Source organism: Paenibacillus pasadenensis (assembly GCF_023715725.1).
In the GTDB taxonomy this organism is placed as follows: Bacteria; Bacillota; Bacilli; order Paenibacillales; family Paenibacillaceae; genus Paenibacillus_O; species Paenibacillus_O pasadenensis_A.
In genome coordinates this window covers 26,131-40,713 of the sequence record NZ_JAMBOT010000017.1, presented here as the reverse complement: position 1 = coordinate 40,713, position 14,583 = coordinate 26,131, and the positions used below count along the sequence as shown (strand labels likewise).

Genomic DNA, 14,583 nt, shown 5'->3' with positions numbered 1-14,583 from the left:
CGATGACCCGTCAGCCGGACGTCCTGCTGGTGGACGGTTACAACATTATCGGAGCGTGGCCCGAGCTGGAACGGCTGAAGGAAAGCAATCTGGAGGAGGCAAGGGAAAGGCTCCTTCATTTGCTCGCCGATTATCAAGGTTTTACGGGGATGTCGGTTTACGTGGTGTTCGACGCGCATCAGGTTCCCGGCAGCCGTTCCGAATACAAGCAGTATAAAATTACGGTCGTATTCACAAAAGAGAAAGAAACTGCCGATGAGTGCATAGAGAGACTGGCGGGAGAGCTCCGCAAGCGAAGCCGCAGCATCTATGTGGCAACCTCAGATTCGGTGGAGCAGCATGTCGCCTTCGGCAAAGGCGCGCTGCGCCTGTCCGCCCGGGAGCTGCAGCTGGAGCTGGAGCAGAACCGGCAGCAGATTGCCCGTTCCTTGCGGGAGGAGAAGCCGCGCGGACGGAATTCCATCGACGGGAATCTAAGCCTGGAGGCGCGTATGAAGCTGGAACGGATGCGCCGGGGGGAGTAAGTTCACAATAACGTTACAATTATGTCAGTTTTATTGCCGTCAGTGAAACGGTTTCAACCCATCTTAACCCAATTATAGCATTTCCTAATGGGAATAGAACGCTCGTTTGCATTGACGGTGTCAAGAGACGTCCTGTATACTTGGCTTATTCTTTTTTGGCAATATTGACCGGTATCAGCCTTTTATGAATAGACTAGAAATGCATGCTTTGAAGGCCGGAGGGATAGTTTGTGAGCATCGACCTCAAAGAATGGAGTACGCATGATTATGACTGCCGGACCGACGAGGATGTCGTCGAGGCGGTGCGCATAGGCGACAGCGAGGCTCTTGAATACTTGATCAACAAGTACCGGAACTTTGTGCGGGCGAAGGCCCGTTCCTACTTCCTGATCGGCGCCGATCGGGAGGACATCGTTCAGGAGGGGATGATCGGGCTTTACAAGTCCATCCGCGATTTCCGCGGGGACAAGCTCGCCTCTTTTAAAGCGTTCGCCGAGCTTTGCATCACCCGGCAGATCATTACGGCAATTAAGACGGCAACCCGGCAGAAGCACATTCCGCTGAATTCGTACGTTTCCCTGGACAAGCCGATTTATGACGAGGATTCCGACCGTACGCTGCTTGATGTCATCTGCGGCACGAGAGTGAGCGACCCGGAAGAACTTATCATCAATCAAGAGGAGTTCGTCGGTCTTGAGGACAAAATGTCCGAGATTCTGAGCGAACTTGAGCGCAAGGTGTTGATGCTTTATCTGGACGGCCGCTCCTATCAGGAGATTGCGGTTGATTTGGACAGGCATGTGAAGTCAATTGACAACGCTCTGCAGCGCGTTAAGCGCAAGCTGGAGAAATACCTGGAGCTTCGCAACGTCAGCGTATAACTGCGGCTTATCGGCTGCATGACCCTTCGGGGTCTTTTTTTATGAAGACTAGGGCGGACCAGTCCCTTGCGGTTTAAGAAGCCGGAGTTACGGGCTATACTGGTTGCAGCAAGGCAAATGGCTGTAAGCGGCCGTCTCAGCGCCCGGACCCGATGCCGGATGAAGCTGCGGCACGGCTGCTAAACGCCTGTTTGCTCGCTCCCCGCGCGGGCTCCCGGCTTTTCGGGCCTCTAGGAATTACATTGACATGCGAGAATCCCGTATGATAAGGTACTGAGAGTGACTCGGATCAGGCCTGAGGCCTTTTTGGGTCCATTCGCACGTTGTGGAGCAGTACCAATTATTGTGCCGGGAGGTGACTTTAATGCGAGTAATCATCACTCTGGCTTGCACGAACTGCAAGCAGCGGAATTACACGAACACCAAGAACAAGCGTAATCACCCCGACCGTATGGAGATGAGGAAGTTCTGCAAGTTTTGCAACGAGCACACTCCTCACCGCGAGACGAGATAGTCATGGAGGTGGGTTCAGGTGGCTTTTCTTGCAAAGATTAAGCAAAACTTCGGGTCAACATTCGGTTTCTTCGCAGACAGTTGGGCTGAACTTAAGAAAGTTCGCTGGCCAAACCGTAAAGAGTTGACAAGCTATACGACCGTCGTGCTCGTGACGATCGTGTTTGTGACGATTTACTTTTGGCTTCTTGACATCGGGATCTCTAAACTGGTTGAACTGATCGTTTAAGAAGGGTCCAAAGGTGGATTGGGATGGAAAAAAGATGGTATGTGGTTCATACTTACTCAGGTTATGAGAACAAGGTGAAAGCCAACCTTGAGCGCCGTGTTGAATCGATGGGCATGGAGGACAAGATCTTCCGCGTGCTTGTTCCGATGGAAGAAGAGATCGTGAATAAGGACGGCAAGAAAAAAACCGTCATGCGCAAAGTCTATCCGGGATACGTCCTGGTTGAGATGATTCAAACCGACGACTCGTGGTATGTTGTTCGCAATACGCCTGGTGTAACAGGCTTCGTAGGCTCGACAGGCTCCGGCTCCAAGCCGACCGCTCTGCTTCCGGAAGAGGTTGACGCTATTCTCGGTCACATGGGAATGTCCGAACCTAAGCCGAAGATGGAATTCGAGCTGAAAGAAACCGTGCGCGTGACCGCTGGTCCGTTTGCTAACTTTGTCGGAGTTATCGAAGAAATTCAATTCGACAAAAGCAAGCTCAAAGTGCATGTCAATATGTTCGGACGGGAAACCCCGGTTGAACTTGACTACACCCAGGTTGAGAAGGTATAATGAACCGGTTGTTTCCGGCACTGTAGGCCTAGTCCTACGGGCGGACGCGAGAGATCGCGTCAGGTTACTAGTTGGATCGCAGGAGGTGTAACTCATGGCAAAAAAAGTCATTAAACTGGTCAAGCTGCAAGTTCCAGCTGGCAAAGCCAACCCGGCTCCGCCAATCGGTCCTGCACTCGGTCAAGCAGGCGTCAACATCATGGCGTTCTGTAAGGAATTCAATGCTCGTACGGCAGACCAGGCTGGCCTGATCATTCCGGTTGTTATCACGGTATTTGAAGACCGCTCGTTCACGTTCGAAACGAAGACTCCTCCGGCAGCCGTACTGCTCCGCGTAGCAGCAGGCATCGAGAAGGGTTCCGGCGAACCGAACAAGAAAAAAGTCGCTACGGTTAACCGTTCCAAGGTTCGTGAAATCGCGGAACAAAAAATGCAGGATCTTAACGCTGCATCCGTAGAAGCTGCAATGCGCATGGTCGAAGGTACTGCTCGCAGCATGGGCGTTACAATCGTCGACTAATGCCAATCTAGCCGGCGCTGAAGAGCGCCGCCCTGAGTAAAACCCCCGGTTTTGCTGTGGGAGGAGCTGCTGCTAAGAGGCGGTTCCGCTATTTACCACATAAGGAGGAAGTTCATTATGGCCAAGCATGGCAAGAAGTACCAAGAAGCCGCTAAGCTGATCAACAGCGAAGCGACTTACGAGCCGGCTGAAGCAATCGAGCTCGTGAAAAAAGCCGCATCCGCCAAATTCGACGAGTCCGTCGAAGTGGCAGTCCGTCTGGGCGTTGACCCGCGGAAACAAGACCAAGCCGTTCGTGGCGTTGTAGTACTGCCACACGGAACTGGTAAAACAAAGCGCGTCCTCGTTTTCGCTAAAGGCGAAAAAGCGAAGGAAGCCGAAGCTGCAGGCGCTGACTTTGTCGGCGATGCAGACATGATCAACAAAATCCAGCAAGGCTGGTTCGAATTCGACGTCTGCGTGGCTACGCCTGACATGATGGCTGAAGTCGGTAAACTTGGACGTATCCTCGGCGGTAAAGGCCTTATGCCTAACCCTAAAGCCGGTACGGTAACGTTCGATGTGACCAAAGCTGTTCAGGAGATCAAAGCCGGTAAGATCGAATACCGCCTTGACCGTGCAGGTCAAATCCATGCTCCAATCGGTAAAGTTTCGTTCGACGCTGAAAAGCTGAACGAAAACCTCAAAGCGCTTCTTGACGCTCTGAACCGTGCGAAGCCGGCATCCGCCAAAGGGGTTTACCTGAAAAACATCGCTGTATCTTCGACGATGGGACCTGGCGCTCGCGTCAACGTTTCCAACTTCCGCTAAGAGCTGCGATTCCTAACTTTAGAACACGCATGCCTAAGACAGTAGGTGCCCAAGCGGCTTAATTTCCTACCGAGGTGTTATGATAAACGTTTCTCGTAAACGTACCATCATGGCCTTCGCTGTCTTGGCGGAGGCCTTTATTCATGCACCGGCAGGTTGAAGGTCAGCCGATCGAAGGATGCAAGAGATATTACTACGGGAGGTGTACACAAATGGCAAATGTAAAAGTAATCGAGTCCAAGCAACAGCAAGTGGAGGAGATCTCCTCCAAGCTGAAAGCCAGCACGACTACGGTTGTTGCTGACTACCGCGGACTGAACGTGGCTCAAGTAACGGAACTGCGCAAGCAGCTTCGCGAAGCGGGCATCGAGTTCCAAGTTCTTAAAAACTCCCTCGTTCGTCGTGCATCGGAATCCGCTGATCTGGCGGGTCTGAACGAGGTGCTGACAGGCCCAACGGCCATCGCTTTCGGCGGTGACGACGTTGTAGCTCCAGCTAAAATCCTCAACGATTTCGCAAAGAAAAACGACGCTCTGAAACTTAAAGGCGGCGTTCTGGAAGGCCAAGTCGTTGACGCGGCTCAAATCAAAGCACTGGCAGAGCTTCCGTCCCGCGACGGTCTCCTGTCCATGCTCCTCAGCGTCCTCCAAGCTCCTATGCGCAACTTTGCCCTCGCGGTCAAAGCTGTTGGCGAGAAGCAAGAGGCAGAAGCACAAGCGTAAGTTTTTATCGCAGGTTCGCCTTTTCGCTTTGCGGGGAGTACGGACGGCTTAAAAGCAAATGCATCCCGGCTTAGCCGGATTATGATACACCAAAAAAACTAAACCCATATGGAGGTTCAACCATGAGCAAAGAGCAAATCCTTGAAGCCATTAAAGGCATGAACGTTCTGGAACTGAACGATCTCGTTAAAGCAATCGAAGAAGAATTCGGCGTAACAGCTGCTGCACCTACGGTTGTAGCTGCTGGCGGCGGCGCAGCAGAAGTTGCTGAGCAATCCGAGTTCGACGTAATCCTTACGAGCGCTGGCGCTTCCAAAATCAACGTTATCAAAGTTGTTCGCGAGCTGACGGGCCTGGGCCTGAAAGAAGCAAAAGAACTCGTAGACAACGCTCCAAAAGCAATCAAAGAAAAAGTATCCAAAGAAGACGCAGAAGCTCTGAAAGCAAAGCTCGAAGAAGCTGGCGCGGCTGTAGAAGTAAAATAAGACTGCTTAGGCATACTGGAACCCCTTGGAACCGCTCCGGCTCCAAGGGGTTCTCTTTCTATGAGAATGGAGGTATCGTATGTCGGATCACTATTATTCCAAAACTCCAGGGGTACAGGAGAACCGGCAAGAGCATACAACGAAGCTGCGCGGCTTCGACTTCCGCTTTTGGACGGACAACGGGGTATTTTCAAAAGGGGGCATTGATTACGGAAGCCGCTTTTTGATTGAGCAGATGGAGATTAGCGAAGCGGACCGGGTTTTGGACGTTGGCTGCGGTTATGGGCCGATTGGCTTAACAGCGGCTCGGCTTGCGCCTCGCGGTGAAGCGGTTATGCTTGATGTCAACGAGCGGGCCATTGAGCTGGCGAAGGAGAATGCGCGCCGCAACTCTATCGGAAATGTTCAAATTCGACAAAGCGATCTCTATGAGAATGCCGGCACAGAGCTTTTTGATGTAATTTTGACTAACCCTCCGATTCGGGCGGGCAAGGCGGTTGTACACCGCATTTTTGAAGAGGGTGCTGCTTATCTGCGTCCCGGCGGCAGCATGTGGGTCGTCATACAGAAGAAGCAAGGGGCTCCTTCAGCGGAGGCGAAGCTTCAACAGATGTATGGCAAAGTAGTTGAGGTAGGTAAGGATAAGGGCTATCGGATTTTCCGTGCTATTAAAGCATAGTTAGAGCGAATCGGCCTTTTGATTTGGAAAGAGACTTATTTCTTATTTTTGTTTGACTCGATTTTTCATTTGTGGTAGTATTATAAAATGTCAGCATTAAAATAGGTGGATTCTCTTTAGTCCGCTAAAATGTCAAGAATTATTTATTTGTTGCTAGATGCATACAAATCTGGTTTTTGACGTATAATGTTTAGATTTTGGGCAAAATTACATGATAGGAGACCGTCTCTCTTTCACGGTGGCTCACCTGTGGGGAGACCGAGGTTTCAGGCCGAAAGCATGCTCTTTTTTCGAACCCTATTCGATAAGGGCTTTTCTTTATTTACCACAGCGCACTTAGCTTCTAAGCATGGGTGCGGCAGGCTATTCGGACTGTGCGGTCTAGGTCATGAGGACGCTTATCAAGCTGAGAAGCAGACATGAGGGGTGAGGTTAAGTTGGCAGGACAACTTGTTCAGTATGGTCGACGCACGCGTAGGAGCTATAACCGGATCAACGAAGTGCTCGAGGTTCCGAACTTGATTGAAATCCAACAAAAGTCGTACGAGAAGTTTTTGGACAGCGATCTTCTGGAATTGTTCCAGGACATTTCGCCGATTCAGGACTTCACGGGAAATCTTTCGTTGGAATTCATCGATTACAGTCTCGGAGAGCCGAAGTATTCGGTCGATGAGTCTAAAGAACGCGACGTTACGTATGCCGCGCCGCTCCGCGTTAAGGTAAGGCTTCTTAACAAGGAAACAGGCGAGGTTAAGGAACAGGAAGTGTTCATGGGCGATTTCCCGCTGATGACGGATACGGGCACTTTTATTATTAATGGTGCGGAACGTGTTATCGTCAGCCAATTGGTACGCTCACCCAGCGTGTATTTCAGCACGAAGGTCGACAAAAACGGCAAGCGTACCTACACGGCGACGGTTATTCCGAACCGCGGAGCCTGGCTGGAGCTGGAAACCGACGCAAAGGACATTATTTATGTCCGTATCGACCGTACCCGGAAAATCCCGGTAACGGTGCTTCTTCGTGCCCTTGGATTCGGTACCGATGCGGAAATTTTGGACTTGCTCGGACAGGACGAGTATATCAAAAATACGCTGGACAAAGACAACACGGACTCGACGGATAAAGCTCTGATCGAGATCTATGAGCGTCTTCGTCCGGGCGAGCCGCCAACTTTGGACAATGCGAAAAGTTTGCTCGTTGCGCGTTTCTTTGACCCTAAACGTTATGATCTGGCCAACGTCGGCCGGTACAAAATTAATAAAAAGCTTCATATTAAAAACCGTCTTTTCAATCAGCGCCTTGCAGAGACGCTTGTGGACACGACCACGGGCGAGATTCTGGCTGAAGCCGGCCAAATGATCGACCGCCGCTTGCTGGATGAGCTGCTTCCGCAGCTTGAAGACAAGCTGAACAGCAAAATTCATCAAGTGGCCGGTGGAGTCATGGATGCAAATAGTATCCCTCTCCAAACGATCAGCGTATTCGCGCCGAACGAAGATGGAAAAATCATCAAAGTGATTTCTAACGACGTTATCGATAAATCCGTCAAGCACATCACGCCTGCGGACATTATCTCGTCGATTAACTATTTCATCAACCTGCTGCATGGCGTAGGAAGCACGGACGACATCGACCATCTCGGCAACCGTCGTCTTCGTTCCGTGGGCGAGCTGCTTCAGAACCAGTTCCGCATTGGCCTCTCCCGTATGGAGCGCGTCGTGCGCGAGCGGATGTCGATTCAGGACGCAAACGCAATCACGCCTCAAGCGCTGATCAATATTCGTCCCGTTATCGCATCGATTAAAGAGTTCTTCGGATCTTCCCAGCTGTCGCAGTTCATGGACCAGACGAACCCGCTTGCTGAGCTGACGCATAAACGCCGTCTGTCCGCGCTCGGACCGGGCGGTCTGACGCGTGAGCGCGCCGGCATGGAAGTCCGCGACGTCCATCATTCCCACTATGGCCGGATGTGTCCAATCGAGACGCCGGAGGGACCGAATATCGGTTTGATCAACTCCTTGTCGAGTTTTGCCCGCATCAACGAGTATGGCTTCATCGAAGCTCCATATCGTTGGGTAGATCCGAAGACGGCTGTTGTCACAACGCAAATTGCGTATTTGACGGCTGACGAGGAAGATAACTACGTTATCGCTCAGGCAAACGCGCTGCTGACCGAAGACAATCACTTCGTTGACGATCAGGTTGTCGTCCGTTACAACAAACAGGCGGATAACATCCTGACGATGCCAACGGAACGCGTCGATTATATGGACGTTTCGCCAAAACAGGTTGTATCCGTTGCGACGGCGCTCATTCCGTTCCTTGAGAACGATGACTCCAACCGTGCGCTTATGGGTTCCAACATGCAGCGGCAAGCCGTTCCGCTCCTTATTCCGAAAGCTCCGCTTGTGGGCACCGGCATGGAGCACAAATCCGCCAAAGATTCCGGCGTCTGCATCGTAGCGAAGCATGACGGCGTTATCGAACGCGCTTCGGCCAATGAAATTTGGCTGCGCCGTGTGGAAACGGTTGATGGCAAACAGGTAACTGGCGATCTTGTGAAGCACAAGCTGCACAAGTTTACCCGTTCTAACCAAGGCACGTGCATCAATCAGCGTCCTATCGCCCGTAAAGGCGATATCGTCAAAAAAGGCGATATTCTGGCGGACGGCCCGTCCACGGAGCAAGGCGAATTGGCGCTTGGACGCAACGTTGTCGTCGCGTTCATGACCTGGGAAGGCTACAACTATGAGGATGCGATCCTGCTGAGCGAAAAGCTCGTGAAGGAAGACGTTTATACGTCCATCCACATTGAAGAATATGAGTCCGAAGCCCGTGACACGAAGCTTGGACCAGAAGAAATTACGCGCGACATCCCGAACGTCGGGGAAGAGGCTCTCAAAAACCTCGACGAGCGCGGCATCATTCGCGTCGGCGCTGAAATTAGCGCTGGTGATATTCTCGTCGGCAAAGTAACGCCTAAAGGCGTAACGGAGCTGACGGCGGAAGAGCGCCTGCTGCATGCGATCTTCGGTGAGAAAGCTCGTGAAGTTCGTGACACGAGCCTGCGCGTTCCTCACGGAACCGACGGCATCGTCGTAGACGTTAAAGTATTCACCCGCGAGAACGGCGATGAGCTGCCTCCAGGCGTGAATCAGCTGGTGCGCGTGTACATCGCTCAGAAGCGTAAAATCTCTGAAGGCGACAAAATGGCCGGACGCCACGGTAATAAAGGTGTCATCGCGCGCATTTTGCCAGAAGAAGATATGCCTTTCATGCCGGACGGCACGCCAGTTGAGGTCGTTCTTAACCCGCTGGGCGTACCATCCCGGATGAACATCGGACAGGTGCTTGAAGTCCACCTTGGCTTGGCGTGTAAACGCCTCGGCATTCATGCCGCTACGCCGGTATTCGACGGAGCGCGCGAGTATGACGTATTTGACACAATGGAAGAAGCCGGCATGCAGCGTAACGGCAAAACGGTTCTGTACGACGGACGTACCGGCGAGCGCTTTGAGCGCGAAGTAACGGTCGGCGTCATGTACATGATTAAGCTGGCGCACATGGTCGACGACAAAATCCATGCCCGTTCCACGGGTCCTTACTCTCTTGTCACGCAGCAGCCTCTCGGCGGTAAAGCGCAGTTCGGCGGCCAGCGTTTCGGGGAGATGGAGGTATGGGCGCTTGAAGCCTACGGCGCGGCGTATACCCTGCAAGAAATTCTTACGGTTAAGTCCGATGACGTTGTTGGTCGGGTGAAAACGTACGAATCGATCGTGAAGGGCGAGAACGTGCCGGAGCCTGGTGTTCCGGAATCGTTCAAGGTTTTGATCAAGGAGCTGCAGTCTCTCGGCATGGACGTCAAAATCCTGAACGAGAACGAAGACGAGATCGAAATGAAAGAAATCGACGACGAGGACGAAGGCACAGGCGACAAGCTGAACCTCAACCTGGAAGGCGCCGAAGCAGGCGTTGAATAAGCCATACTTGAACTAAGGAGGGTTGCTCCTTGTTGGACGTGAACAACTTCGAGTACATGAAGATTGGCCTTGCATCGCCGGAAAAGATTCGCTCTTGGTCCCGCGGAGAAGTCAAGAAGCCAGAGACCATTAACTATAGGACGTTAAAACCGGAGAAGGAAGGGCTCTTCTGCGAGAAGATTTTTGGCCCGACCAAGGACTGGGAATGTCATTGCGGCAAATACAAACGCGTTCGTTATAAAGGCGTTGTATGTGACCGTTGCGGCGTTGAAGTTACCCGCGCCAAAGTGCGCCGCGAGCGGATGGGCCATATCGAGCTTGCCGCTCCGGTATCCCACATTTGGTACTTCAAAGGCATTCCGAGCCGGATGGGACTGGCGCTTGATATGTCGCCGCGCTCCCTTGAAGAAATCATTTATTTCGCGAGCTACGTTGTCACTGATCCTGGTGATACGCCGCTTGAGAAAAAACAGCTTCTCTCAGAGAAGGAATACCGCAGCTACCGCGAAAAGTATGGCTACGGCTTCCAAGCTGGCATGGGTGCTGAAGCAGTCAAAAAACTGCTTCAGGACATCGATGTTGAGCGCGAGCTCGATCAGCTGAAGGAAGAGCTGCGTACGGCCCAAGGCCAACGCCGCAACCGTGCCATCAAGCGCCTTGAAGTTATTGAGGCATTCCGTCATTCCGGCAACAAGCCCGACTGGATGATTCTTGATGTGCTGCCGGTTATTCCTCCGGAGCTTCGCCCGATGGTACAGCTCGACGGCGGACGTTTTGCAACGTCTGACCTTAACGATCTGTACCGCCGTGTCATTAACCGGAACAACCGTCTTAAACGTCTGCTTGATCTTGGCGCTCCTGACATTATCGTACAGAACGAGAAGCGGATGCTGCAGGAAGCCGTTGACGCCCTGATCGATAACGGCCGCCGCGGCCGTCCGGTTACCGGTCCCGGCAACCGTCCTCTGAAATCCCTCAGCCATATGCTGAAAGGTAAACAGGGCCGCTTCCGTCAAAACTTGCTCGGCAAACGCGTCGACTATTCCGGACGTTCCGTTATCGTCGTCGGCCCGAACCTGAAGATGTACCAATGCGGACTTCCGAAGGAAATGGCGCTTGAGCTTTTCAAACCGTTTGTAATGAAAGAGCTTGTTAATAAAGGCCTTGCGCACAACATCAAAAGCGCTAAGCGCAAAGTTGAACGCGTAAGCGCAGAAGTATGGGACGTGCTTGAAGAAGTAATTAAGGAGCATCCGGTTCTGCTGAACCGCGCCCCTACGCTTCACCGTCTCGGCATCCAGGCTTTCGAGCCGATTCTCGTTGAAGGCAAAGCGATCAAGCTGCATCCGCTCGTTTGTACCGCTTATAACGCCGACTTCGACGGTGACCAGATGGCCGTTCACGTTCCGCTGTCCGCAGAAGCTCAAGCTGAAGCCCGCCTGCTTATGCTGGCTGCCGGCAACATCTTGAACCCGAAAGACGGCAAGCCGGTTGTTACTCCGTCCCAGGATATGGTCCTTGGATCCTTCTATCTGACGATGGATAACAAGGAAGCTCTTGGTTCCGGTTCGGTATTCGGCTCTGTCAACGAAGCTATTTCCGCTTATCAGCGCGGAATCGTTTCGCTGCACGCACGGATTTTCATTCCGGCGAAGGTGCTGAAGAAAGACGCGTTTACGGAAGAGCAGAACCGCTCGCTCATTTCGACGACGGTCGGCAAAGTTATTTTCAACGAAATCTTCCCGAGCTCGTTCCCGTACATCAATGAGCCTACAAAGACGAATCTGATGGACGGCACGCCGGATAAATATTTCGTGTACGAAAAAGGCGCGGATCTGAAGGCATTTATGGACAATGTTTCGCAAATGGGCGCTGTGGGCAAGGAATACCTTGGCCTGCTCATTGCCGAATGTTTCCGTTTGTACCATACAACGCGCACTTCCGTCATTCTCGACAAGATCAAAGAGCTTGGTTTCACCTACTCCACCCGTGCGGGTATTACCGTTGCCGTCTCCGACGTCATCGTTCCGCCGGAAAAAGTCGAGATTCTCAAAGAATCCGACGAGAAGGTCAAAATCGTTACGAATCAGTACCGTCGCGGTCTGATTACGAACGAGGAGCGCTACGATCGCGTCATTGAGATCTGGAGTAAAACGAAGGATCAGATTACGGAAATCCTCATGAAATCGATGGATCGTTACAACTCCATCATGCTCATGGTCGATTCCAAAGCACGGGGTAACAAATCGCAGATCACCCAGCTGGGCGGTATGCGGGGTCTGATGGCGAATCCGTCCGGCCGGATTATCGAGCTCCCGATCAAGTCCAACTTCCGCGAAGGCCTTACCGTCCTCGAGTACTACATCTCGACGCACGGTGCCCGTAAAGGTCTCGCCGATACGGCCCTTCGGACCGCCGACTCCGGTTACCTGACCCGCCGTCTCGTCGACGTCGCGCAGGACGTTATCGTTCGCGAAGACGACTGCGGTACGGACAAAGGCATTACCGTTTCGAAAATCCAGGACGGTAAAGAAGTTATCGAGGACCTGTTCGACCGTATTGAAGGCCGTTACTCCTTCGAGACGCTTCGCCATCCGCAAACCGGCGAAGTCATCGTAGGCCGCAACGAGCTTATCGATACGACAAGAGCTGACGCGATCGTTGACGCTGGAATTGAAAAGCTGCAGATTCGCTCCGTCCTGAGCTGCCGCGCGCGTCACGGCGTCTGCAAAGTCTGCTACGGCCGCAACCTGGCAACCGGCAAACATGTCGAGATCGGCGAAGCTGTCGGCATTATCGCCGCTCAATCGATCGGCGAGCCGGGAACCCAGCTCACGATGCGTACGTTCCATACCGGCGGCGTTGCCGGCGATGACATCACGCAAGGTCTTCCGCGTATCCAGGAGCTTTTCGAGGCCCGGAATCCGAAAGGCCAAGCGATCATCACCGAGCTCGACGGCGTCGTGAAGAGCATCCGTGAGACGAAGGATCGCCGCGAAATCGAGGTTCAAGGCGAAGCCGAGTCCAAAGTGTATCCGGTCAGCTACGGTTCCCGGATCCGCGTTGTGGAAGGTCAGCAGCTGGAAGCGGGCGATGAGCTGACAGACGGCTCTATCGATCCGAAGGATATGCTGCGCATTAAGGGCATCCGCGGGGTTCAGAACTATATCCTGCAGGAAGTACAGCGCGTATACCGTAACCAGGGCGTAGAAATTAACGACAAACACGTCGAAGTTATGATCAAGCAAATGCTTCGCAAAATCCGCATCGTTGATGCCGGAGATACGAAGCTTCTGCCGGGCGCCTTCGTTGATGTCCATGAATATGAGGCAGCCAACCGCGAGGTTCTTCTGTCCGGCCGCGAGCCGGCAGTCGCCAAGCCGGTACTGCTCGGTATTACCAAAGCATCCCTGGAGACGGACTCCTTCCTCTCCGCAGCTTCCTTCCAGGAGACGACCCGCGTTCTTACCGACGCCGCCATCAAGGGCAAGGTCGACCAGCTGCTCGGACTCAAGGAGAATGTCATTATCGGCAAGCTGATTCCGGCTGGTACGGGCATGAACCGTTACCGCAGCATCCGTTTTGTCGGCCAGGAAGACGAAGTCGAAGTAACGGAATCCGAAACAAGCGAATCCGTTGCGGTAGAGTCTTAATGTTATGAATCTTGCCAGGAGCAATCTCGGCAAGGTCTTCCCAGCGGCAGCTGACCGGTCAAACCGGCAGCTGCCGTTGCTGCGAAGATCTTTTGTATGGCACAAAAAGAATGGACAAGTCTTCTTGACATGCCCAATCAACTAGTGCTACTATATCGAAGTGTGCCTGTGAGTGGATTCTTATGCTTTTATAAGGATGGTGAATCCCATGGCTTACAAGATTGGCACAAAGCAAACGACCAAATCCGTTGAATCGCGTCAAGCGATTCAGGTGTATGTGGCCCGGGATGCTGATTCCAAGCTGATTCGCGGCATTGTCGCGCTCAGTGAGAAGGAGAGCATACCGATCAAATGGTTCGACAGCATGGCGGATCTCGGCAAAGAATGCGGGATTGACGTTGGCGCTGCGATGGCTGCGGTCGTGAGTGATGAAAAGTAGGAACGATGTTTTTGCCGGCAGGGTTGTGAAATGCTCTCCATGCGACTGGCAAAAACTTTTGTTTGTCCAAAGATGAACCGCCTGGACCTGTGGGCTTAAAATAATGAGCAGATTGCAGTTCAGCGTTTCATGAATTATGGGAAGGGGGTGGCAACCGACATGCCAACTATCAACCAACTGGTCCGCAAAGGCCGTCAAGCTAAAGTGGTCAAGTCCAAATCGCCAGCACTGCAACGGGGTTTCAACGCCCTGAAACGTGAGGCGACGGAAATCAGCGCTCCTCAAAAACGTGGTGTTTGCACCCGTGTAGGTACGATGACTCCGAAAAAACCGAACTCCGCGCTTCGTAAGTATGCTCGTGTTCGTCTGACGAACAAAGTAGAGGTAACAGCTTACATTCCGGGTATCGGACACAACCTCCAGGAGCACAGCGTCGTGCTGATCCGCGGCGGACGTGTAAAAGACCTTCCAGGTGTTCGCTATCATATCGTTCGCGGCGCTTTGGATACGGCTGGTGTAAACAACCGTAAACAAGCTCGCTCCAAATACGGTGCGAAACGTCCTAAAGTGAAGAAATAAGATTGGTTT

Annotated in this window: 14 protein-coding genes and 1 other annotated feature; all 14 genes read left to right on the top strand. The window is 52.6% G+C overall.

The window, feature by feature from the left end:
• The first annotated feature begins 2 nt into the window (after window positions 1–2).
• The 14 genes from M3223_RS22610 (at window position 3) to rpsL (ending at window position 14,574) form a co-directional block, all read left to right on the top strand.
• Window positions 3–524, top strand: a complete 522-nt coding sequence (locus M3223_RS22610; RefSeq protein ID WP_251565872.1) for an NYN domain-containing protein — start codon at window positions 3–5, stop codon at window positions 522–524.
• Window positions 525–754: 230 nt separating this feature from the next.
• Window positions 755–1,405, top strand: coding sequence for an RNA polymerase sporulation sigma factor SigH (gene sigH / locus M3223_RS22605; RefSeq protein ID WP_251565870.1), 651 nt, complete (start codon window positions 755–757; stop codon window positions 1,403–1,405).
• A gap of 364 nt (window positions 1,406–1,769) precedes the next feature.
• Window positions 1,770–1,919: a 50S ribosomal protein L33 gene (gene rpmG / locus M3223_RS22600; RefSeq protein ID WP_021878532.1), complete on the top strand. Its 150-nt coding sequence runs from the start codon at window positions 1,770–1,772 to the stop codon at window positions 1,917–1,919.
• An 18-nt stretch (window positions 1,920–1,937) separates the two neighbouring features.
• Entirely contained in the window at window positions 1,938–2,147 is a 210-nt protein-coding gene (gene secE, locus M3223_RS22595) for a preprotein translocase subunit SecE (RefSeq protein ID WP_251565868.1), read from the top strand.
• A 23-nt stretch (window positions 2,148–2,170) separates the two neighbouring features.
• Window positions 2,171–2,704, top strand: coding sequence for a transcription termination/antitermination protein NusG (nusG, locus tag M3223_RS22590; RefSeq protein WP_251565866.1), 534 nt, complete (start codon window positions 2,171–2,173; stop codon window positions 2,702–2,704).
• 94 nt (window positions 2,705–2,798) lie between these two features.
• Window positions 2,799–3,224 (top strand): 50S ribosomal protein L11, encoded by a 426-nt coding sequence (gene rplK / locus M3223_RS22585; RefSeq protein ID WP_021878535.1) that lies wholly within the window; start codon window positions 2,799–2,801, stop codon window positions 3,222–3,224.
• 117 nt (window positions 3,225–3,341) lie between these two features.
• A complete protein-coding gene (gene rplA, locus M3223_RS22580; protein WP_251565863.1) occupies window positions 3,342–4,034 on the top strand; it encodes a 50S ribosomal protein L1 in 693 nt (230 codons plus the stop codon).
• A gap of 14 nt (window positions 4,035–4,048) precedes the next feature.
• Window positions 4,049–4,185, top strand: a sequence feature (ribosomal protein L10 leader region).
• A 61-nt stretch (window positions 4,186–4,246) separates the two neighbouring features.
• Window positions 4,247–4,756, top strand: coding sequence for a 50S ribosomal protein L10 (gene rplJ, locus M3223_RS22575; RefSeq protein WP_251565861.1), 510 nt, complete (start codon window positions 4,247–4,249; stop codon window positions 4,754–4,756).
• Between the two features lie 122 nt (window positions 4,757–4,878).
• Window positions 4,879–5,241 (top strand): 50S ribosomal protein L7/L12, encoded by a 363-nt coding sequence (gene rplL, locus M3223_RS22570; protein WP_251565859.1) that lies wholly within the window; start codon window positions 4,879–4,881, stop codon window positions 5,239–5,241.
• A 79-nt stretch (window positions 5,242–5,320) separates the two neighbouring features.
• Entirely contained in the window at window positions 5,321–5,920 is a 600-nt protein-coding gene (locus M3223_RS22565; protein WP_251565857.1) for a class I SAM-dependent methyltransferase, read from the top strand.
• A gap of 437 nt (window positions 5,921–6,357) precedes the next feature.
• The gene (gene rpoB / locus M3223_RS22560) at window positions 6,358–9,903 is read left to right on the top strand and encodes a DNA-directed RNA polymerase subunit beta (protein WP_251565855.1); all 3,546 of its coding nucleotides are present in this window, start codon (window positions 6,358–6,360) and stop codon (window positions 9,901–9,903) included.
• 29 nt (window positions 9,904–9,932) lie between these two features.
• Window positions 9,933–13,556, top strand: coding sequence for a DNA-directed RNA polymerase subunit beta' (gene rpoC / locus M3223_RS22555; protein ID WP_285891417.1), 3,624 nt, complete (start codon window positions 9,933–9,935; stop codon window positions 13,554–13,556).
• A gap of 208 nt (window positions 13,557–13,764) precedes the next feature.
• Window positions 13,765–13,995 carry a ribosomal L7Ae/L30e/S12e/Gadd45 family protein gene (locus M3223_RS22550; protein ID WP_251565852.1) on the top strand — a complete coding sequence of 77 codons (231 nt, stop codon included), beginning with the start codon at window positions 13,765–13,767 and terminating at the stop codon, window positions 13,993–13,995.
• Between the two features lie 159 nt (window positions 13,996–14,154).
• The gene (gene rpsL, locus M3223_RS22545) at window positions 14,155–14,574 is read left to right on the top strand and encodes a 30S ribosomal protein S12 (protein WP_028598193.1); all 420 of its coding nucleotides are present in this window, start codon (window positions 14,155–14,157) and stop codon (window positions 14,572–14,574) included.
• Window positions 14,575–14,583 lie beyond the last annotated feature (9 nt).